The organism is Pseudomonas sp. BIGb0278, assembly GCF_024809895.1.
Lineage (GTDB): Bacteria > Pseudomonadota > Gammaproteobacteria > Pseudomonadales > Pseudomonadaceae > Aquipseudomonas > Aquipseudomonas shirazensis.
The window spans coordinates 1,706,348-1,727,856 of sequence record NZ_JANUEL010000001.1; the positions used below are offsets into that span (position 1 = coordinate 1,706,348).

The 21,509-nt window shown below is 64.0% G+C and carries 18 protein-coding genes and 1 pseudogene; 13 read left to right on the forward strand and 6 right to left on the reverse strand.

The features are described from left to right. The first annotated feature begins 29 nt into the window (after window positions 1-29). Window positions 30-2,594, forward strand: a complete 2,565-nt coding sequence (locus tag M2396_RS07790; protein ID WP_259074086.1) for an EAL domain-containing protein — start codon at window positions 30-32, stop codon at window positions 2,592-2,594. Between the two features lie 121 nt (window positions 2,595-2,715). Continuing rightward, the gene (locus M2396_RS07795) at window positions 2,716-3,408 is read left to right on the forward strand and encodes a type 1 glutamine amidotransferase domain-containing protein (protein WP_103437031.1); all 693 of its coding nucleotides are present in this window, start codon (window positions 2,716-2,718) and stop codon (window positions 3,406-3,408) included. 50 nt (window positions 3,409-3,458) lie between these two features. Here the strand turns inward: M2396_RS07795 and M2396_RS07800 are convergent, their stop codons facing one another. Beyond that, entirely contained in the window at window positions 3,459-4,232 is a 774-nt protein-coding gene (locus tag M2396_RS07800) for an IclR family transcriptional regulator C-terminal domain-containing protein (protein WP_101318663.1), read from the reverse strand. A gap of 144 nt (window positions 4,233-4,376) precedes the next feature. Here M2396_RS07800 and M2396_RS07805 point away from each other — a divergent pair, with 144 nt between their 5' ends. The 5 genes from M2396_RS07805 to M2396_RS07825 all read left to right on the forward strand — a co-directional run bounded on the left by M2396_RS07805 (window position 4,377) and on the right by M2396_RS07825 (window position 10,182). Continuing rightward, window positions 4,377-5,192, forward strand: a complete 816-nt coding sequence (locus M2396_RS07805; RefSeq protein WP_259074087.1) for a shikimate dehydrogenase — start codon at window positions 4,377-4,379, stop codon at window positions 5,190-5,192. Between the two features lie 26 nt (window positions 5,193-5,218). After that, window positions 5,219-6,961: an FAD-dependent oxidoreductase gene (locus M2396_RS07810; protein WP_259074088.1), complete on the forward strand. Its 1,743-nt coding sequence runs from the start codon at window positions 5,219-5,221 to the stop codon at window positions 6,959-6,961. Continuing rightward, entirely contained in the window at window positions 6,951-7,271 is a 321-nt protein-coding gene (locus tag M2396_RS07815) for an NIPSNAP family protein (protein ID WP_150569518.1), read from the forward strand. Before M2396_RS07810 ends, M2396_RS07815 begins: the two co-directional genes overlap by 11 nt. Window positions 7,272-7,343: 72 nt before the next feature. Continuing rightward, on the forward strand, window positions 7,344-9,077 hold the full coding sequence (locus M2396_RS07820) for an FAD-dependent oxidoreductase (protein ID WP_259074089.1): 1,734 nt from the start codon (window positions 7,344-7,346) through the stop codon (window positions 9,075-9,077). Window positions 9,078-9,219: 142 nt separating this feature from the next. Next, entirely contained in the window at window positions 9,220-10,182 is a 963-nt protein-coding gene (locus M2396_RS07825; protein ID WP_259074090.1) for an endonuclease, read from the forward strand. Window positions 10,183-10,189: 7 nt separating this feature from the next. On the opposite strand, the gene M2396_RS07830 is transcribed toward M2396_RS07825, so the two are convergent. After that, a complete protein-coding gene (locus M2396_RS07830) occupies window positions 10,190-11,275 on the reverse strand; it encodes a GlxA family transcriptional regulator (protein ID WP_259074091.1) in 1,086 nt (361 codons plus the stop codon). Between the two features lie 85 nt (window positions 11,276-11,360). On the opposite strand from M2396_RS07830, the gene M2396_RS07835 reads away from it, so the two are divergent. From M2396_RS07835 to M2396_RS07850, 4 genes are all read left to right on the forward strand, one after another. Further along, window positions 11,361-12,344, forward strand: coding sequence for an aliphatic sulfonate ABC transporter substrate-binding protein (locus M2396_RS07835; protein WP_259074092.1), 984 nt, complete (start codon window positions 11,361-11,363; stop codon window positions 12,342-12,344). Between the two features lie 61 nt (window positions 12,345-12,405). Continuing rightward, the gene (locus M2396_RS07840) at window positions 12,406-13,524 is read left to right on the forward strand and encodes an aryl-sulfate sulfotransferase (RefSeq protein ID WP_259074094.1); all 1,119 of its coding nucleotides are present in this window, start codon (window positions 12,406-12,408) and stop codon (window positions 13,522-13,524) included. A 78-nt stretch (window positions 13,525-13,602) separates the two neighbouring features. Next, window positions 13,603-15,924 carry a TonB-dependent receptor gene (locus M2396_RS07845; protein ID WP_259074095.1) on the forward strand — a complete coding sequence of 774 codons (2,322 nt, stop codon included), beginning with the start codon at window positions 13,603-13,605 and terminating at the stop codon, window positions 15,922-15,924. 393 nt (window positions 15,925-16,317) lie between these two features. Beyond that, entirely contained in the window at window positions 16,318-16,521 is a 204-nt protein-coding gene (locus M2396_RS07850) for a hypothetical protein (RefSeq protein WP_150572963.1), read from the forward strand. Window positions 16,522-16,526: 5 nt separating this feature from the next. Here the strand turns inward: M2396_RS07850 and M2396_RS07855 are convergent, their stop codons facing one another. From M2396_RS07855 to M2396_RS07865, 3 genes are all read right to left on the reverse strand, one after another. Beyond that, complete coding sequence (locus M2396_RS07855; protein WP_101318643.1) at window positions 16,527-16,913, reverse strand: NUDIX hydrolase; 387 nt, start codon at window positions 16,911-16,913, stop codon at window positions 16,527-16,529. Between the two features lie 128 nt (window positions 16,914-17,041). After that, window positions 17,042-18,742: an FAD-dependent oxidoreductase gene (locus tag M2396_RS07860; protein WP_259074097.1), complete on the reverse strand. Its 1,701-nt coding sequence runs from the start codon at window positions 18,740-18,742 to the stop codon at window positions 17,042-17,044. Further along, window positions 18,739-19,593, reverse strand: coding sequence for an IclR family transcriptional regulator (locus M2396_RS07865; RefSeq protein WP_259074098.1), 855 nt, complete (start codon window positions 19,591-19,593; stop codon window positions 18,739-18,741). Before M2396_RS07865 ends, M2396_RS07860 begins: the two co-directional genes overlap by 4 nt. 251 nt (window positions 19,594-19,844) lie before the next feature. On the opposite strand from M2396_RS07865, the gene M2396_RS07870 reads away from it, so the two are divergent. Both M2396_RS07870 and M2396_RS07875 read left to right on the forward strand, forming a co-directional pair. Beyond that, the gene (locus M2396_RS07870; RefSeq protein WP_259074100.1) at window positions 19,845-20,672 is read left to right on the forward strand and encodes a sugar phosphate isomerase/epimerase; all 828 of its coding nucleotides are present in this window, start codon (window positions 19,845-19,847) and stop codon (window positions 20,670-20,672) included. 13 nt (window positions 20,673-20,685) lie between these two features. Continuing rightward, window positions 20,686-20,772 (forward strand): annotated as a pseudogene (locus tag M2396_RS07875) (glutathione S-transferase); the annotation flags it as partial. Between the two features lie 13 nt (window positions 20,773-20,785). Here the strand turns inward: M2396_RS07875 and M2396_RS07880 are convergent. Beyond that, complete coding sequence (locus M2396_RS07880; protein WP_101318636.1) at window positions 20,786-21,493, reverse strand: FadR/GntR family transcriptional regulator; 708 nt, start codon at window positions 21,491-21,493, stop codon at window positions 20,786-20,788. Window positions 21,494-21,509: the final 16 nt, after the last annotated feature.

Genomic DNA, 21,509 nt, shown 5'->3' on the forward strand with positions numbered 1-21,509 from the left:
TCCATGAGCCCTTTCGAGCAGCGCAATCCATGTCCAACAGCTCTTCCAATGCTGTCAGCCCTTCCAGCGTACGGTTGGCCAGTGCGCCACTTTTCAAATTTGTTGCGCTGCTCGCTGGCGTGTTTTTGCTCGCCGCCATTTCGCTGGTCTATCTGGCGCAGGATCTCGACCGCACTGAGCAGGAAAAAAACGCCTTCTACGTGCGCAAGGCGGTGCAGTCGCTGGAAAAATCCTTGGCCGTAACGGTTCAGGATTATGCCTTCTGGGGCGATGCCTACCGCCATTTGCACGCCGAGGTCGACACCGACTGGGCCTACATCAATCAGAATATCGGCCCGACGCTGTACGACGACTTCGGCTTTCAGGGGCTGTTCGTGGTCGATGACCAGAACCGCACGGTGTATTCGGTAATCGATGGCAAACAGCGCAGTGAAGAAGCCAGCGACTGGCTGCGTCAGCCCATTGCCGGCATCGCCGGCGTGGCCCGGGCCGGTGCCGAGGCGCAAACCTCCGTTACCCGCTATATCAATATTGGCGGTGCGCCCGCAGTGATTGCCGCAGCGGCCATCACCCCAGGCACCGATCCCACCGTCACGCCAGACAACCGAGCACACTCGGTGCTGATCTTTGTCGATGTGTTGGACCCAAAAAAACTGGCTGCCCTGGGTACCGACTTCGGTGTAGCTCAGCTGCGTGTAGCAAGCCATGGTCAGCATTCCGTTGATAGCGTAGTAACGCTGGCCGATGGCGGCGGCACCCTGCAATGGACCCCAGCTCAGCCGGGTTGGCGCCTGCTGGCCGGTGGCCTGCCGCTGATCGGCCTGGCCGCTTTGCTGGTGGCGCTGATGACTTGGGTGATCCTGCGCCGCACCACCGCCGCCGCCCAGGCGCTGGACGCCAGCTTTGCCTCGTTGCAACACAGCCAGGCTGCCCTGGCCACCAGCGAAGCGCGCTTTCGCGATGTTGCCGAAGCCAGCTCCGACTGGATCTGGGAGGTCGACGCGGCCCTGCGCTTCACTTACCTGTCGGAGCGCTTTCAGTGCGTGACTGGACTGTCCAGCGACACTTGGCTGGGCGCCCACATCGACGATCTGCTGACCACCGAAATGGGTCTGCTATCGCAGTGGCTGAGCATTCCCAACCGCCGCCCCGAGATCAGTGTGCAATGCCGCTACCTGGATGCCCGCGGGCAAGCACGGATCACCCGCCTGTCAGCACGCACCTTGCCCGACGGCGGCGTGCGCGGCACCGCTACCGATGTCACCGAAGAAGTCGAAGCGCGCCGGCGCATCGAGTTCCTGTCTCAGCACGATGCCCTGACTGGCCTGCCCAACCGCACCCGCCTGCAGGCCTTCCTCGACGGCAAACTGAAGGCCCAGCCCACTGTCGAGCAGCCGCTGGTGATGCTCTGCCTGGACCTGGACCGCTTCAAACCGGTGAACGACCTGCTCGGCCATGCCGCCGGTGATCGGGTACTCAATGAAGTGTCCAGTCGCCTGGCCGATTGCGTACGGCATGCCGACCTGGTAGCGCGGGTGGGCGGCGACGAATTCGTCCTGATCGTGACCGATGTCAGTTCTCAGGAAGAGGTCGAAACCCTGTGCCGGCGGCTGATCGCCTCCATCGAAATGCCGATCGCAATCGAAGACCAGGAGGTGTTCATCAGTGCTAGCATCGGCATTGCCATGGCCCCGCACGATGCCTGCGAGGCGACCGCACTGCTGCGCTATGCCGACATCGCCCTGTATGAAGCCAAGAGCGGGGGGCGCAACACCTGGCGCTTCTATGCCGGCGACATGAACGCGCGGATCATCGAGCGCAGACGCCTGGAAAGCGACCTGCGCCAGGCGATCAAGAACGGCGAGCTGGAGCTGCACTTCCAGCCCCGCTACCGCATCGCCGACGGCCAGATGGTCGGCGCCGAAGCCCTGGTGCGCTGGCAGCATCCGCTGCGCGGACAGATCGCACCGGATGTGTTCGTGCCGATTGCCGAAGAGTCCGGGTTGATCCTGGCGTTGAGCAACTGGGTGCTCGAACAGGCCTGCCGCAATGCCGCCAACTGGCCCGCGCAGCTGTTTGTATCGGTCAACCTGTCGCCATCCGAATTCAAACGCGGCAACCTGATCGAGCGGATCCAGCATGTGCTGAGCGCCAGCAACATCGCCCCTGCTCGGCTTGAGCTGGAAATCACCGAAGGGGTCATGCTCGACGATGCTGCGGGTGCGCTAGAAATCATGCGCACGCTTAAACGCTTGGGCGTGCGCATCGCCCTTGATGATTTTGGAACGGGTTATTCGTCGTTGAGCTACCTGCGCGCGTTTCCGTTCGATGGCTTGAAGATCGACCGAAGCTTTCTTAGTCGGTTGGACCAGAGCGACAACAACGAAAGTGATCAGGCGATCATTCAGGCCATCGTTGGCTTGGGCCGGGCGTTGTCTCTCACGGTTACCGCTGAAGGCGTGGAAACTACGGATCACCTGAAACTGCTGCAGGCGGTGGCGTGTGATGAAGGTCAAGGGTATTACTTGAGTCGGCCGTTGGGCAGTGATGCGTTCAGGGCTTTGTCTGCGATTGCCGGTGGGGTGGATGCTTGAGGTTGGCTCGCAGCGCCTCCCAGCTGTTTCTGGGCTCATGGCCGGAATCGTTGAACGTCTGCGCCAGCCAAGCCTCTGAAATAAACGCACCTACACATCCAGCTCTGGAGGACAGCCTCACATGAAGATTCTGATGGTCCTGACATCCCACGACCAACTCGGCGACACCGGCAAGAAAACCGGCTTCTGGCTGGAAGAGTTCGCCGCCCCTTATTACACCTTCATCGACGCCCAGGCCGAGGTCACCCTCGCCTCGCCCAAAGGCGGCCAGCCGCCACTGGACCCGAAAAGCGATGAACCCGACGCACAAACCGAAGCCACCCGCCGCTTCGCCGCTGACAGCAAAGCGCAAGCGCTACTCGCCGACACCCTGCCGCTGGGCGAGATCGACCCGTACGACTTCGATGCAGTGTTCTACCCAGGCGGCCACGGCCCACTGTGGGACCTGGCCGAAGACCTCGATTCGAAAACCCTGATCGAGGCCTTCTACGCCTCGAACAAACCGGTAGCCGCCGTGTGTCATGCCCCAGGCGTGCTGAAAAACGTCAACGCAGCTGATGGCAGCCCGGTCGTCCAGGGCAAGCGCGTAACCGGCTTCACCAACTCCGAGGAAGAAGCCGTCGGCCTGACCAAGGTGGTGCCGTTTCTGGTCGAAGACATGCTCAAGGCCAAAGGCGGCAACTACTCCAAAGCCGCCGACTGGGCCAGTTACGTGGTCGAGGACGGCAACCTGATCACCGGCCAGAACCCGGCATCGTCGGAAGCGACGGCAGAGGCGCTGCTGGCGCGACTGCGCCAGGAACAGGCTGACTGAGCCAAACGTTCGCCGCTATCGCTCAGGCGCTGGCGGCGAACTACCCTCAGCTACAAGGTCATGATCGGCCGCAACAACGCCTGGCCCTCGTACAACGCCGACAAATAGCGTTCGCGCATCTGCTCGGTGGTCATTCGCGAGGCATGGGTGGTGATGGTCAGGACCGCCTGCAACCGCCCTTCCCGATCGATCAGCGGCACGCTCAGCACACGCATCCCCACCTCGTATTCCTGATCCAGCAACACATATCCGCGCTCGCGTGCCAGGTTGATCTGGGCGCGCACCTCTGTCTCGTCGATCAAGGTATACGGGGTAATCGCCCGCAGCGGGTTACGCGCAAAATAGCCCGCCAGCGCTTCTTCATCGAGGCTCGCCAGCCAGAGCCGACCGCTGCCGGTGCAGTACATCGGCACCCGCGAGCCGGGACGGATCGACAGCGACGCGATGTGGCTGTAGCGGCTGCGTACGATATGCACGATGTCGTCGCCATCACGCACCCCGACCGAAACATGCTCCTGAGTGGTTCGCGCGACCTGCTCGACGATCGGCCGCAGCATGCGCGGCAAAACCGCCGAATCGACGTAGGCCTGGCCGATGCGCAGGGCTTTGGCAGTCAGCCAGTAATAGCGGCCATCAGTTTGCGCATAGTCGTCATGCACCAGGGTCAGCAGGAAGCGCCGGGCGGCGCTATGGGTCATGTCGGCGAGCCGCGCCGCCTCGGGCACGCTCAGGCGCGGGTGGTCCTGGGAAAACAACTGCATCAGTGCCAGGCCTTTTTGCAGCCCGACGATCAGATCGCGCGAGTGGATAGTTGGCTGCTTCATGGCGCCTGCGCTCATTAAAGGGATGAGTGCGATTATCGCATCGACAGCGCGATTATCAACCGATCTGGCGTTCACCTTGATTGTTGCTGCAAACCGCAGCTCGCACTATCGGCTCACAACAAAGCCAACCAGCGAGTGCTGCATATGATCAAGGGATCGACCCAACTGGTCGCCATCGTCGGCTCACCTATTGCCCAGGTGAAGTCACCGGAAAACTTCAATCGCTGGTTCGCCGAGCAAGGTCAGGACACCGCCATGCTCGCCATCGACCTGCAGCACACCGCCCTTGATGGCTTTGTGACGATGCTGCGCGGCTGGCACAACCTGCGCGGATGCGTGGTCACCGTGCCCTACAAGCAGCAGCTGGCCAGCCGCCTGGACGGCCTCAGTGAACGCTCCCAGGCGCTGGGCACGGTCAATGTGATTCGCCGTGAAGCCGATGGCCGTTTACTCGGCGACATCGTCGATGGCGAGGGCTTTCTCAATGCCGCGCGCAAGCAGGGCTTCGATCCGCGCGATCAAAACGCACTGGTGATCGGCACTGGTGGCGTTGGCAGCGCCATCGCCTATTCGCTGTGCCAGGCCGGACTGATCCGGTTGGCCATCAGCGACCTCGACGGCCGGCGTGTCGAAGCGCTGGCTGAGCTGCTGCGCACCTCCTTCCCGCATATCGCCATCAGCGCCAGCCCCGCCTCGCTGGCCGAATTCGATCTGGTGGTCAACGCCTCGCCGGTGGGCATGGGCGCTACTGGCGACGGGCCGATGCCACTGCCGATCGCGCTGATGCAGACCCTGCGCGACACCACCCTGGTCGCCGACGTAGTCACGGCGCCGGCGCTCACGCCGTTCCTGTCGTTTGCCCGGGGCATGGGCTGCGCCATCCAGACCGGCCCGGAGATGGCGCTGGCGCAGTTGGGCAATCTCGGCCATTTCATGGGCGTGACTCCGCTGGATATCTGACCCGCAGGGTCAATCAGGTGACAGACATGAACAACAAAAATTATGACCTGATCGTGCTCGGCAGCGGCGCTGCCGGTTTCGCCGCTGCGGTAAGTGCCAGCAGCCTTGGCTTGAACGTGCTGCTGGTGGAAAAAGCCGACCGTTTTGGCGGTACCTCGGCGATTTCCGGCGGTGCGGTCTGGCTGCATGACACCGACCAGGCGCGCGCCGCCGGGCTGCAGTTGCCGGCCGAGCAAATGCGCCTGTATCTGCAGCAGGTCATCGGCGCCAACTATCAGCCCGAACTGGTCGACGTCTTTATCGAACATGGCCGTGAGGCGCTGCGTTTTCTGCAACAGAACAGCGAACTCAAATACAGCCTGCGGCCGTTGTCGCCGGATTATTACCCGGACCTGCCCGGCGCGACCCAGAGCGGGCGCGCGCTGGAGATCGACGAGTACGACGGGCGCCGCCTGGGCGCGCAGTTCAGGCACCTGAAACAACCACCGGACGGCATGCTGCTGTTTGGCGGGATGATGGTCAATCGGGTCGACATCCAGCATTTTCTCAGCTGCAAGCGCTCGCTGCGTTCGCTCGGCCATTGCCTGAAACTGCTTGCGCGTTATGGCCTGGATCGTCTCAGTCACCCGCGCGGCACCCGCCTGACGGTCGGTAATGCGTTGATCGCGCGGCTGGCCACCACGGCATTTGCCAATGGTGTCGAGCTGTGGCTCGAGGCTTCGGCGCAGGCGTTGATCGTCGAGGACGGTGTGGTCAGCGGCGTGCGCATCCACTGGCGCGGCGAGGAACACACCGTGCGCGCCCGGGGCGGGGTGCTGCTGGCCATGGGCGGCTTTGCTGCTGGCGAACACGCCGGGCAGTGGCGCCCGGCCAGTGCTGCGCCGCACTTGAGCATGTCGCCGCCAGCCAATGTCGGCGATGGCCAGCGCCTGGCGGCATCGGTGCAGGCAGCGCTGGGCGAGCAACTGGCAGCCAACTTCTTCTGGGCGCCGGTCTCGTGCCTGCGCAAGGCCGACGGCAGCGAGGAGCGCTTTCCCCACCTGGTCACCGACCGCGCCAAGCCGGGGGTGATTGCGGTCAATCAGGACGGCCAGCGCTTCGTCAACGAAGCCGACTCCTATCACAGCTTTGTCGAGGCGATGTTTGCCAACGGCGGAGCCAACGCGCCCTGCTGGCTGGTCTGTGACGGCGAGGCGCTGAACACCTACGGCCTGGGCCTGGCGCGACCGCGGCCGGTCGACAACAGCGCATTGATCGCAGCCGGCTACTTGCTGCGGGCCGATAGCCTGGCCGAGTTGGCCGCGCGGCTGGCGATCGACCCCAGCAAATTGGCGCAGACCGTACAGCGCTTCAACAACGACGCCGCGGCAGGCGTCGACCGCCAGTTCGGCAAGGGCAGCAATGCCTACAACCGCTATATGGGCGACCCGTTGCACACGCCCAACCCCTGCCTGAGGCCGCTGAACAAGCCGCCCTACTACGCCATTCGCCTGCACACCGGCGACCTCGGTTCGGCACGCGGGCTGATCACCAACGGCCAGGCCAATGTGCTCAACGCACAGGGCGAACCGATCGCCGGGCTGTATGCCGCCGGCAACGAAATGAACTCGATCATGGCCGGCACCTATCCAGGGCCGGGCATCACCCTCGGCCCTGCCCTGACCTTTGCCTATCTGGCTGCCAAAGACATCGCCGGCCGCCTGAATGGCGCCACCGCAACCACCTCAACCCACTCAACACAGCCCTCTGGAGAGCAGCATGTTCTATGAACTACGCACCTACACCCTGAAACCGACCAAGTTGGCTGACTGGCTGGCGTTGTACAAAAGCGCTGCGCTGGAAGTACAGCAAGAGCACCTGGGCAATCTGGTCGGCTTCTTTACCACTGAAATTGGCGAGGTCAACCAGGTGGTACACCTGTGGGCCTACACCAGCCTGGATGAGCGCACCGCCCGCCGCGCAGCAATGGCGGCCGACCCGCGCTGGCTGGAGTTCGCCCGCCAGAACAAAGCGCTCGACGCGGTAGTCACGCTGGAGTCGCGCCTGCTGCGCCCGACCGATTTCTCGCCGCTGCAATAACCGCGCAGGTCCCTAAGGCTCGCGCCCGCTCGGGCGCAGCCGCTTCTTCAAGCCATTACAACGGAGGCTGCCTTGAGCGCTTCGCCGTCGAACACTGCTGCCCTGTCGGCCAGTCAAACCCTGCAATGCGATGTGCTGGTGGTCGGCTCCGGCGCCGCGGGCCTGGCTGCAGCCGTCACCGCTGCCGAGCTGGGGCTGGAGGTCATCGTGGTCGAGAAGGCGCCGGTTTTCGGCGGCACCAGCGCCTGGTCCGGAGGCTGGTTGTGGGTCCCTGGCAATCCGTTGGCGGGCGCTGATGGCGGGGCCGCCGATATCGAGCAGGCGCGGCTCTACCTGTGCAACGAATTGCATTGTGATCAGCTCGATACGCGCCTGGAGGCGTACTTGCGCCACGGCCCGGAGATGGTCGGTTTCTTCCAGCAGCACACCGAAGTGAAATTTTTCTGCGGCAGCACGATGCCTGATTTTCACGCCAGCGCGGGCCATGCCAAAGGCGGCCGCTCGGTCTGCGCCGAGCCCTATGACGGCCGCGAGCTGGGGCCGTGGATCAACAAGCTGCGGCGCCCACTCGACCTGATCAGTCCGGCCGGCATGGGCATTGCCGGCGGCGCTGACCTGAATCATCTGCTCAATGCCAGACACCGCTGGCGCTCACTGCGCTACGCCGGCATGCGCGTATTGCGCCATGCCCGAGACATGCTTTGGCATGGCCGCGGCATGCACCTGGTCAACGGCAATGCGCTGGTCGCACGCCTGCTGAAGAGCGCCCTCCAACGCGATGTGCAGCTACTTGCCGAAACCCCTGTCCGCGCATTGCTCAGCGACGGCCAGCGCGTGCTCGGAGCGACGGTTGAGCAAGGCGGGCGACGTGTCCAGGTACACGCCAGGCGCGGAGTAGTGCTGGCATGCGGCGGCTTCCCCCACGATCGCCACCGCAGCGCCCAGTTGCTCGCTCACTGTGCCGACGGCAGCGAGCACTTGAGCGCCGCGCCAAAGGGCAACAGCGGTGATGGCCTGCGCTTGGGTGAAGGCGTCGGTGCGCAGGTGAGCGCCGACATGGCCCATGGCGCTGCCTGGGCACCGGTGTCGCGGGTGCCGCGTGCCGATGGCGGCTTCAGCGGCTTCGCCCACCTTATGGAACGGGCCAAGCCGGGCTTTATCGCGGTGCGGCAAAATGGCCAACGCTTCGTCAATGAGGCCGACTCCTACCACGATTTCATGTGCGCGCTGTTTGCCGCCACCGCGTCGAATGAAAGTCCGGTGGCCTGGCTGATCTGCGACCACCGCGCGCAGCGCCGCTATGGCCTCGGCTGGTCAAAGCCATGGCCGTTTCCGACCACCCCCTACGTGCGCCAAGGCTACCTGCACAAAGCGCCCACATTGGCGGCACTGGCCGGCCAGTGCGGGATCGATGGCGAGCAATTGCAAGCGACCGTGGCCCGCTTCAACCAGCATGCAGAACAGGGCCGCGACCCGCTGTTTCAACGTGGCGAATCAGCCTACAACCGAGCCCAGGGTGAACCCTTGCACGGCCCCAACCCGTCATTGGGCAGTGTCCGGCAGGGCCCGTTCTACGCGGTCAAGCTGGTGCCGGGCAGCCTTGGCACATTCACCGGGCTGGTCACCGATGCCCAGGCCCGCGTGCTCGACCAACAGCAAACGCCGATCCCTGGGCTGTTCGCGGTGGGCAATGACATGAACAGCATCATGCGCGGCTATTACCCCAGCGGCGGCATCACCCTCGGCCCCGGTATGACCTTTGGCTACCTGGCAGCGCGGATGCTGGCGGGCCAGAACCTTGGATAAACATGGCTGCAAGCCAGCACCCCTGCATGGCCAAAGGGTGTTTGGCTGTAGGCATAAGCCTGCCCTGATGTAGGCAAGATAGACAGGTTTCGTGCGTATAATGCGCGCCCCAATCTGATAAGCCTGACTGATAAGCCTGACCATGAAAAAACTGCTGTATGTCCTCGGGCTGAGCCTCGCGGTCATTTACCCCGCCTTCGCCACACCACCTGCCACCTTCACCGAAGCCAAAGTCGTCGCCAAACAGAAGATCTATCTGGACCAGGCCAGCAGCGCCATGGGCGAGCTGTACTGTGGCTGCAAATGGACCTGGGTCGGCAAGTCCGGCGGCCGCATCGACCCGGCGTCGTGCGGCTACCAGACCCGCAAGCAACAAAGCCGCGCCGAGCGTACCGAATGGGAGCACATTGTCCCGGCCTGGACCTTCGGCCACCAGCGCCAGTGCTGGAAGAACGGCGGCCGCGAAAACTGCGCCAACGACGATCCGGTGTTCAAGGCGATGGAAGCCGACCTGTTCAACCTCTACCCGGCCGTGGGTGAAGTGAATGGCGACCGCAGCAACTTCAATTACGGCATGGCCGCAAGCGTCGGCCCGCAATATGGCCAGTGCCAGACCCGCGTCGACTTCAACCAGCGCGCCGCCGAGCCGCGTGACGAGGTCAAAGGCCTGGTGGCACGCACCACCTTCTACATGTTCGATCGCTACAACCTGAACATGTCGCGGCAACAGCAACAGCTGCTGATGGCCTGGGACAAACAGCACCCGGTGACGGCCTGGGAGAAGGAACGCGACCGGCGCATCAGCGCCGTCATGGGCCATTCCAACCCGTTCGTGACCGGCGCCCGCAGCTGGAAGCCGGGCTACAAGCCGGTGGCCGATGGCGTGGTCAGCAGTGTTCCGAGCAAAGCAGCGCGCCCTGCTCCACAACCGTCACTGGCCAGTGCCAACACCGGCACAATCATCGGTAACCGCAACAGCCACGTCTATCACCTGCCCAGCGGCTGCCCGAGCTACAGCCAGGTCGCCAGCAAGAACCAGGTGACGTTCGACTCCGAAGCCCAGGCGCAGGCTGCCGGGTACCGCAAGGCAGGCAACTGCAAATAGCCGCTGGCTACTGCGCCAGGTGCTCCATGGCAATCTCCAGCCGGGGGTCATGGCGATACCCGGTCTGCCCTGCCGCTGGCGCGTCCTGCGTCGCTGAGGTGAGCCGCGAGTGTGAGCGATAGGCCAACGGGCTCACGCCGAGCTGGCGCTGGAAGCTACGGCGCATGCGCTCTTCATTGCCGAAGCCGCTGGTTTCGGCAATCCGCTTGATCGGCTCCTGGCTGGTCTCGAGCAAGCGGCAGGCAGCCTCGAGGCGCAAGGTCTCGACCGTCTGTGCCGGGGTGCCGCCGGTGGCTGCGGTGTAGGCGCGGGCAAAATGGCGCGGGCTCATACCGAACTTCTCGGCCAGGCGCTCGACGCGCAGATCACTGTCGAGGTTCTCGGCAATCCAGCCATGCAGGCGCACCAGGCGCTGATCACGGTCGCTACGCAGGGCATCGCTCTGCGCCTTGAGCGGTGCGCTGAGCTGGGCCTGCTCGGCCGAGCGGCGCAGAAACAGCGTGAAGTAGCGGGCCAGGGCCAGCGCAGCATGGGGGCCGAGGTCCTCCTCGACCAACGCCAGCCCTAGATCGATCCCGGCACTGGCGCCACCACAGGTCCACAGCGCGCCGTCGTGCAGGTAAAGCCCGTCGTGCTCGACGGTCAATGCCGGGTAACTGCGCTGCAGGCGCTCGGCAAACTGCCAGTGGGTGACCACCCGCCGCCCGTCGAGCAGGCCGGCAGCGGCCAAGGCAAACGCGCCGCTGCCAATCGAGCAGACGCGCCGCGCACTCGGCGCACGCCGTTGCAACCACGCAATCACCTCGGGGTCACGCTCCAGCGCGGCCACCCCCGGCCCGCCAATCACGATCAGCGTGTCCAGCACTGCCTCGGCCTCGACCTCCTGCAAAGAGCGGGTCATGACCCCAATACCGGAGATCGTCTCGACCTCGCCCCCTGCGGGCGAGGCCAACACCACCCGATACGGCGGGTTACTTGCCAACTCGCCAGCAAGTACCCGTGGCGCGGCGGCGAACACCTCCAACGGCCCGGCGGCGTTGAGCAGCAGTGCGCCGGGGAAGGCCAGCACCAGTACCGTTCGCGGCGCCGTCATGGCAGAAAACGAGGGGTGTTTGACATGGTGGGGACGAGGCCGCGTGGACATACTGAGTGCACTTTCCAATTCAAGAGCCCAGACGATGCCGACAAAATCGTTGCCTGCCAAGTACCTTGCGCGCCCCCTGGCACAGCTGTTGTTGACCAGCCTGCTGTTCGCCGCCCTGCCCGCTCAGGCAGAGTCGGTGGCCGAACTGGAGGTGGGTGACCAGAGCGGCTTGACCCAGGCCCTGCTGGCGGCAGCGGGTGAGGATCAAGGGCTGCCTTATCGCCTCGACTGGCATCCTTTTGCGGCCGGCACTGCATTGCTGGAAGCCCTGAACGCTGCGGCAGTCGATGTCGGCGTAGTCGGCAATGCTCCGCCCGTCTTCGCCCAGGCCGGCGGCTTCGATGTGCGGGTGGTAGCCGCTGCCGAAGGCGCGCAGAACAACAACGCCCTGCTGGTTCAGGGCAACTCGTCGATTTGCCAGGTAGCCGAGCTCAAGGGCAAACGGATTGCCGTGGCCAAGGGCACCAGCGGTCACTATCTGCTGCTGGCAGCGCTTGCCCAGGCCGGGTTGCGCAGCAGCGACGTCGAGCTGATCTACGCCAGCCCGGTCGATGCGCAAAACGCCTTCGCCAGCGGCAAGCTGGATGCCTGGGCGGTGTGGTATCCATTTGTCGGCCAGGCCACCTCGCGCGGTGCGCGCAAGCTGCTCGACGGCAGCCAATGGCCAGAAACCGGCCTCAACTTCACCGTCGCCAGCCTCGCCGCGCTGCAAGACCCGGTCAAGGCCGAGCTGCTTGGCGACTTCATCCAGCGCCTGGCGCGCGCGCAGGACTGGGCCACCGCGCATCCCGACGCCTGGGCCGCGCAACTGGCCACAGTCACCCGCCTGCCGTTGCCCTTGCTGCAGGAGATGCTCGCCAGCCAGCAGCTGCACTACGTGGCGCTGGACCCACGGGTGACCGACCTGCAGCAACGTCTGGCTGACCGCTTCACCGAGGCGCGCTTGCTGCCCCGCCCGATCAAGGTCGCCGAGGCCTTCGACGACCGCTACAACCCGCTGTTGCCCCACCGCCCCTGACCTGAACCCCGCGCAGCATGCCGCACTCGTCGGCAGGGCCGCGCTCATCTGGAGAAAAGCCATGCCCGCACTCGACCGCACTACCTTGCGTCGCCATGCCACCGGCCTGATCGGCATCGACGCCGAACGTTCGGCTGGCGGCTACACCCTGTTTGCGCCGCAGACCGCCGACGGCAACGTGTACCTGATCAACCTGCGCGGTGAGCAGGTACACCACTGGAAACTGCCGCAGCGGCCCGGCCGCGATGCGGTGATCCTGGCCAATGGCAACCTGGGCTACAACGGCAACCACCCAGACTCGGCTGAGCTGTTCGGCGGCTGGTCGGTCTGGCATGGCGGTGCCTTCAGCGAGGTTACGCCGGACGGCGAGGTGGTCTGGGAGTACACCGACCTGGCGCACCACCACGATGCCCAATGGCTGGCCAACGGCAACCTGCTCTACACCACCGTCGAGCCACTGCCGGCAGCGTTTGCGCAGCGCATCCAGGGCGGTATCCCCGGCAGCGAGGCCGCAGGCGGGGTGATCTACGGCGATGTGGTCAAGGAGGTCGACCGCAGCGGCACGCTGGTCTGGCAATGGCGCAGTTGGGAGCACCTGGCGCCGGAAGACTACCCGCTGCACGCTTGCTTTGAGCGCTATCACTGGCCGATGACCAACGCAGTTACTCCGGGCCGCGACGGCAAGGTCATTCTCAGCCTGCGCAGCGTGTCGGCGGTGATTGCCGTGGACAAGGCCAGCGACCGCGTGCTCTGGCGCCTGGGTCACGATGTGGTAGCCCAGCAGCACTGCCCAAGTGAACTCGAGGACGGGCGCATCCTGATCTTCGACAACGGCATCTCACGGCCACACGTGTCGATGCCGCATTCGCGGGTCATCGAAGTCGACCCGCATACCCAGCGCATTGAATGGCAATACGCCGACAGCCCAGGCTATGCCTTCTTCACCCCGTTCATGGGCGGTGCCCAACGCCTGCATAACGGCAGTACCTTGATCACCGAAGCCAACTTCGGCCGGCTGTTCGAGGTAACCCGCGCCGGCGAAGTGGTATGGGAATACATCAATCCGCACTTTGCCGCGTACCCGGACGCCGCCTCGCGTGCGTACCTGCCCGGTGAAAACAACGCGATCTTCCGCGCCCATCGCTATCAGGCCGCTGATATCCCCTGGCTGCGCGACTGAGCCAATACCCCCCAACCCTTGCGATCACGCTTACGCAAACCACGCGCAGCGAGAGGTGCCTCATCACTGGAGTTACCGATGAACCTGCGTTTTTCTCATCAGCGCCGCGCGTGCCTCTGGCCCCGGGTTATCCCCGGCCTGTTCGCGCTGGCGTGCAGCCCAAGCCATGCCGCAGAGCCGCTCGCAGCCTCGGCGCACGCCGACGACACGAGCCTGCAAACCGTTACCGTCAATGCCCGGCGCCGCGAGGAAGATGCGCAAAGCGTGCCCTCAGCGATGTCGGTGTTGTCAGCGCAGACCCTGCAGAACCAACGGTTGTACCGGCTGCAAGACCTGCAACAAGCCATGCCCAGCGTCAACGTCGCGTTCATGCATGCCCGTCAGTCGAGCCTGTCGATTCGCGGCCTGGGCAACAATCCGGCGAGCGACGGCCTCGAGGGCAGCGCCGGCATCTACCTCGACAACGTTTATCTCGGCCGACCAGGCATGGCCGTGTTCGACCTGCTCGACATCGAGCAGCTGGAGCTGCTGCGCGGCCCGCAAGGCACTTTGTTTGGCAAGAACACCACCGCCGGAGTGCTCAATATCAGCACTCGGCGGCCGACCTTCAGCCCCGAGGGCAGCGTCGCCACATCGATCGGCGAAGGCGGCTATCAGCAGACACACGCCAGCCTCGGCGGGCCATTGAGCAGCACCTTGGCAGGGCGCCTTTCTACCTACCGCAGCGAAGAAAATGGCTATGTCGATAACCAGTTCAATGGTGAAACCCTGGGTGGCGGCACCCGCCAGGGCCTACGTGGGCAGTTGCTGTTCGAACCCAACGACAGCTTCAACCTGCGCTGGATCGCCGACTACAACGAAGAAGACTCCAGCGCAGGCACGCGCTCGTTGTTCAGCACCGGGCCGACCATCAACGGCGTCAACCGCTATCAGCAGCGCGCAGCAGCCGTGGGCGCAACGTTGGTCGAGGGCCGTCGGGTCAATCTGGATGCCGAACAGAACGTGCGCGTATTTCAGGGCGGCAGCTCGCTGGAAGCCAACTGGACCCTGCCGGGTGATTACACCCTGACCTCGATCACCGCCTGGCGCTGGTGGGATTTCACCCCGCGCAACGATGACGAGCTGAACGTACCGGTGATGCGCAATGTCGGCCAGTCGGCGCGCGACCGCCAGTATTCGCAGGAGCTGCGCCTGGCCTCGCCGCGCGGGGAGTTGTTCGACTATGTAGCCGGGGCTTACTACATGCGCCAGGAAATGCGCAATGAAGTGTTCACCGACTACGGCCCGCTCGCCGACACCTGGAACGGCACGCCTCAAGGCGCCTTGAACGATGTCTCCAGCCTGGGTAAGGGACGCATCGATACCGACAGCTTTGCCTTGTTCGCCCAGGGCACCTGGCACCTGACGCCGCGTCTGGACCTGAGCGCCGGTCTGCGCGGCACTTATGAGGTCAAGCAGGCGCGGGTCAACCGTTTTGCGCCCAGCGGCGGCGCATCGGTGACGGGTGCTGCTGCCAACGTGCGCGCGGCGCGGCTGGGTGCTTACGACTCGGGAGACCTTGGCCTGTACAGTTTCAGCCCCTCGGCGCTGGTCAGCCTCGCCTACCACTTCAATGATCAGGTGATGGGATACGCGTCGTTGTCCCACGGCGAGAAGTCCGGCGGGGTCAACCTCAGCGTCGCCAGCGCGCCGGTGGCCGGCGCCGACTCGCTGTTGATTGGCAGCGAACGCGCCAACGATGCCGAGCTTGGTCTCAAGAGCAGCCTGTTCGATCAGCGCCTGCTGCTCAATGCCAACCTGTTCTGGACTGAGGTGCATGGCTACCAGACCAACGCCTACGATGATGCCAACCTCACCAGCTACCTGACCAACGCCGGAGCGGTGCGCAGCCGCGGGCTGGAGCTTGAGTCGACGTTGCTGCCGACCCGCGGTCTGACCTTGAACCTCAACGGCTCGTGGAACGACGTGCGCTATCGCGACTACGCCGACGCGCCCTGCCCGGCTGAGGTCGCCTTGCAACCGGGCGCACCGGCCTCCTGTGATCTGAGCGGGCACGCGGTGGTCGGCGCCTCGAAGTGGATCTTCAATGCCAACGGCGCCTATGAATGGCAGGCCGGGATGTTGCGGCCTTACGTCAATGCCAGCTATGCATTCCGCTCGCACGCGGTCGGCACGGTGGATGACTCGCGCTTTGCGCAGTTGCCCAGTTATGCGGTGGTCAATCTTTCGGCGGGCGTGCGCGGCGACCTCGGCGACGGCCAGTGGGACCTGTCGCTGTGGCTGCGCAATGCCGGCAGCAAGACCTACTACAGCACCTTGTGGAACTCACCGAACGGTGCCTACACCGGGGTGTTGGGAACACCCCGCACACTTGGCGTCACTGGCCGCTACGACTTCTGAGCAACCGTCGCCACCTGCAGCGGGATACGCACGTTGAAGGTGGTGCCTTTGCCCGCAGTCGACTCGACCTCGATGTTGATCGAGCATTTCACGCTGGTGTGATGCATCGCATCACAATAGACCATACCCACCGGGTACGACGCCAACAGCGCCTATCTTGATGCGTAGCGGTCCCTGTAGGAGCGGCCTAGTGTCGCGAAAGGCTCGCGCAGCGGGCCCGACATTCTACGGTGCTGCACAAATCATGGGCCCGCTGCGCGAGCCTTTCGCGACACAAGGCCGCTCCTACACGTGCGCGTCAGCGCGGCTGCCACCGGTCGGCCTAGTATTAGTCTGCTTGCTTAGTACCCCCAATATGACTAATAGTTTGGCATTGCCATCGGAGGCACCAGCATGCGCGCACGTTTCGTCGTGGTTTCGGCTTTACCGATCAAGGAATATCACTACCGCAGAGCGGTAGGATTTTGTACCGCGCCGTCGTGCAACGGCTTTGACTTGTATGACACTGTCGCCAAGTTGCGTTTGACCCCCACCTACGCCAAGCGCGCAGATGCCCAGGCGGAATGCGTCAGGCGTAACGAAACCGCCTGCGCTTGAGCCATTCAGGCCATCAGGGCAGGCAGCGCACGGGCCATCAAGGCTGAAGCGCTGGGGTTGAGTTGGGTCTTTTTAAGCGCAACGCGCTTGACCCATTTGCAGGCGACAATCTCGTTGCCGGGTGCGGGTTTGGCACCCTCGAACAGTTGCGTGGTAAAGATGTGATGGAGCACGCTGCCCTCTTCCAGGGTGCATAACTCCAGCAGTGCTTCGCAGTCGAGCCCAGTCTCCTCGCTCATCTCCCTTGCAGCCGCCTGAACCGGTAGCTCGCCCTGCTCGATCGCGCCGCCAGGAAAATTCCATTTGCCTCCCGACTTGCGCACCAACAGCACATTGCCTTCACGCAGGCAAATGACCGTGGCGCGGGCGCGAAGCTTAGCGGAGCCTGGCACAGGCCACTCCAGCTTGGAGCAAATCGGTGAATGAAGCTGCTGAATCAATCATGGCAAAAACCCATCATGTAGATGGCCTATTGAGTCAGTTGTAGCTCAATTGGTTCGGCTCGTATGACTCAGCACCATCATCTGCTCTGCGCAGCATGCAGACCTGCGACGTAACCGAAGGTCATGGCCGGCCCGAGGTTGATCCCGCCTGACGGATACATGCCGCCCATGATGCTGGCCATATCGCTGCCCACTGCATACAGACCTGCAATAGCCACGCCTGCGCTGTTCAGCACCTGCGCGTTGCCGTTGGTTTTCAACCCGGCAAAGGTGCCGAAGCTGCCAGGGCGGACCTTGACCGCATAGAACGGGCCATGCTCGATCGGTGCCACGCACGGGTTGCCCTTTGTCACCAGCGGGTCACCTTGCTTGCGGTTATAGGCACTAAGTCCACGGCCAAACTCCGGGTCCTCACCCTTGCGGGCATGTTCATTGAAGCTGCTCACGGTTTCGAGCAAGCCTGCCGGGTCGATCCCGCAGGCTTTCGCCAGCCCCTCGAGGGTGGCGCAGCGTTGCAGATAGCCGCTGCGCACCGACGGCCCAACCGGCAGTGGGAACGGCCGCGAATGGCCAAGACCGAAGCGGCGCTGGAAGCGATGATCGCAAATCAGCCAGGACGCAACCTCCTCACCTGCTGGCGCGGCAGCCACCATGGCTGCGGTGTAGTCGTAGTAACCGTCAGCCTCGTTGACGAAGCGCTTGCCGTTGGACAGCACGCCGATCAATCCCGGCTTGGCCCGGTCGATGATATGCGGGAAGTGGCCGCTGCTGCCGTCCGCATGGCGCACCAGCGACACCGGCGCCCAGGCTGCCGCTGAAGCAACGTCGAGTTCGAGCACGCCACCCACCGCCTCGCCCAGCGAAATACCATCGCCGCTGCACTGAACCGGCGGCAGGGCCAGGTGATCTTCAGGGGCCGATGTGCGCGGGAACAGCGCTTGCCGGCGCTGCAGATCGTTGGGGAAGCCACCGGCAGCCAGCACCACCCCGCACCGCGCATGAATCTCGGTGGGCCCAGCAGGCGTCTCGACCAGCGCGCCGATCACTCTGCCCTGCTCCTGCAGCAAGCGCTGCGCCGGCGCCGACTCGATCAGCGTCACGCCCAGGTCTTCGGCTGACTTGGCCAGCCGGCCCACCAGTGCCACGCCATTGACCAGGTGCATGGCCCGGCCATGCACGGCCAGGTCGCGCAGGTGCCGGAACATACGCTTGCTGACGTGCAGCAGTGACTTGAACGAGCGGGTCATGCTGAGGAAAGCCGACAGGTCAGCACCGGCCATGATCGGCATGCCCATGAACGAGGTCTCGCGCATGGTCTTGCGCATGCGCTTGATCAGCGGGCCCATGGCGCGCGCGTCATACGGGGCGGCGATCACCTGATGTCCCTGCGTCGCCGCGCCCGGCAAGTGCCCGTGAATATCCGGGATGCCATTGCCATCGGCCCATTGCAGCGAAGTGTTCTCTTCAAAAAACGCGACCATCTTCGGCGCATTGTCGAGAAACGCATCTACCCGCTCGGCGTTGTAGCGGTCGCCGAGCTGGTGTTTGAGGTAAGTGCGTGGATGTTGCGGGTCCTCATGGATACCGGCGCGTTTGGCCAGCGGATTGCCCGGCACCCACAACCAGCCACCGGACCACGCCGTAGCGCCGCCAAAGGATGAGTGTTTCTCTACAACAATGACCTTCAGCCCCTGCGCCGCAGCAGTGACTGCCGCCGCCAGCCCGGAGGCTCCCGAACCAATCACCAGCAGGTCGCAGTCCAGACGTCGCATGCTCATGCCTGGCCCCCCGGAGTGAGGCTTAGAGCGGTCAGGCCTGGGCTCATCAAGGCTGGCGAGCCTGGTATCAACTGCTGGATCTCTGCCACCGCGGCGATCAGCGCCGGCGCGATCTGGTGCAGCCGTGCCTCGCCAAGGCGAAAGACCGGCCCGGCAACGCTGACCACGCCGATCACCTCATGGGTGACCGGATGATGCAATGCCACTGCGATGGCCGACATCCAGTCGGCAAAGGTCTGTACAGCCAGCGCGTATCCTTGCTCGCGCGCGGCCTGAATATAGGTCAGCAGCGCTTCCACCGTCTGTGGTGCGTTCGGACCATAATTCTGCACTTGCCCCAGGCCCTGCCTGAGAATCAGGGCCAGGGCCTGCTTGTCGGTCATGCTCGCCAACCACGCATAGCCACTGGCTGAACAGGACAGCCTGGCCTCCATGCCCATGTCCGGGTCATAGCGCAGCCCGGAACGTGCGCCTTGCGCACGGGCAACCCAGGTCAGGCGCTGCTCGTCCACCACCGACAGCCGCACCAGCTCGCCGACCTCGGCCGCAAGCCGGTTGAGCACCGGTTGCACAGCATCGATCGTGCCGTCGGCAGCCAGGTGAGTAAACGCCAGCGCCTGCAGTTTGGAGGTCAGCACGTAAGTGCCGCGCTCGTGCTCCTGCCGGGCATAGCCGGTGTCGCACAAAGTGCTCAGCAGCCTGTGGGTGGCGCTGCGGGGGATCTGCAGTTGCTCGGAAATGTCCGTCAGCGAGCTGCCCTCGGCGCTGCTGGCGAGCAGTTCCAGCACCGCAAGCCCGCGATCGAAGAGGCCTGCGTAGGGTGATTCTGCGGTGCTTGCGACGTTGCTCATCAAGGTCTCCTGGTCCCGGGCTACATATGTCAGCCTAAATGGATTTTCTATGGCTGGAAAACTATTCCAGCAATGCAGGAGGGTCAATCAAAGGGCAGCATTAAGCGGATTAATGAGGGCGATTATCGAACGAAAGCGCCGCCTGGGCGCGCTTTTCAGGTAGTCCCCAGGGAAGAATTTGATTACAACTGGAACTCGATTCTAACCGGCGCACACCAGACCAGCGCCGCTATACAATTAGAGAGCCAAGCATGAGCGACCAGATATTCTCCCTTGCTGCCCTGACCGTACTTGAGCTGTCCCCGCCCGATATGGTCGAGGTTGCAGCGCGCGCCGGCTATAGCCATGTGGGCCTGCGCCTGGAGCCTGCAACCCCTGAAGAGCAGCACTTCCCGCTGGTAGCCGATGCGCAGTTACGGCGCCAGACCCTTCAGCGCCTGCGCGACACCGGGACCAAGGTGCTGGATATCGAGATCCTGCGGCTCAAGCCAGACACCCAGGTGCAGGCGTTTCTGCCCGTGCTGGAGGCCGGCGCCGAATTTGAAGCAAGCGACCTGCTGATTGCCGGCAACGATCCGGACCCAGTGCGCACGGCCGACAATTTCGCCGCGCTGTGCGAGCTGGCCCTACCCTTCGGTATCCATGTCAATCTGGAGTTCATGCCTTGGACCGATGTGCGCAACCTGGCCGAGGCCTGGCACATCGTCGAGCAGGCTGGACGCAGCAACGGCGCGGTGTTGGTCGATGCCTTCCACTTCGATCGCTCAGGCTCGTCGCTGCAAGCACTCGCTGCCGCCAGCGCAACTGCGCCGCAGCGCCTGCGCTACGCCCAGCTGTGCGACGTGGTGGGCGCACGGCCTGCGGAGATGGCCGAGATCCTGCGCCAGGCTCGCCAGGAACGACGCTTCCCAGGGGATGGCGATTGTGACCTGCACGGTTTGCTCAAGGCACTGCCGAGCGGTATCCCGCTGAGCCTGGAGATCCCCACCCGGCAACTGATGGAGCAAGGCGTCCGTGCCTATGACCGCGCCAGACTGGCATTGGACAAGGCACGCGAGGTGCTCGCCAGCCTGCGCTGAAATTGACGCCAAGCCTGGGCTGCCGGCGGTCAACGCTTACTACGAGCGGTTGAGCACGCGGGAAGGTTTTCGCTCGCATGGGCGTAACGGCACGCCGTGATCCTGCCCTGCACTCACTGCGCGGATGGTACCGCAGCCCGCGCGTGGTGCAGCAGGTTGGTCAGGTGCAGGCGCATGGCTGCACGCGCTACGTCGGCGTCCTTGCGGGCAATCGCAGCGTAGATCTGCTCACGTTCGCGCACTTGCAGCGTGCGCAACTCGCTCTCTACCGCCCGCGCTGGCGGCGCAGCACTCATCAAGGTGCTGCCGACATGGTTCATGGCATCGATGAAGAAGCTGTTGCCGGTGCACAGGGCGATCTGCAAGTCGAATTCAAAGTCGATACGGGTGCTCTGCGCACCTAGCTGCTGCAGGTCATTGGCTTCGTCCAGGGCGGCGCGAATCGTCGCCAACTGACGAGGACTCGCGCACTGGGCGGCGATCGCAGCAGCCTCCACTTCAAGGCTCAAACGCAGTTCGATGATCGCTACAACATCGTAGGCACTGCCCTGCTGTGGCTTGCTCTCGTGAAACTGGGCAGGTCGCATACTGTCGACGACAAAAGTGCCGATGCCGCGGCGAGTTTCTACCAGGCCCTCGGCCTGCAACCGCGACATCGCTTCGCGGACCACCGTGCGGCTGACTTTGCGCTGTTCGGTGAACGCCTGTTCGGTGGGTAGTTTGCTACCCGGCGGCAGCTCGCCGGCGAGGATCTGCCGGGAAAGGTCAAGTACCAGTTGCTGGGCCAGGCTCACGCGTCGGTCAGGGGCAGCAGGGGCCATTGCTTGGATCCATTGA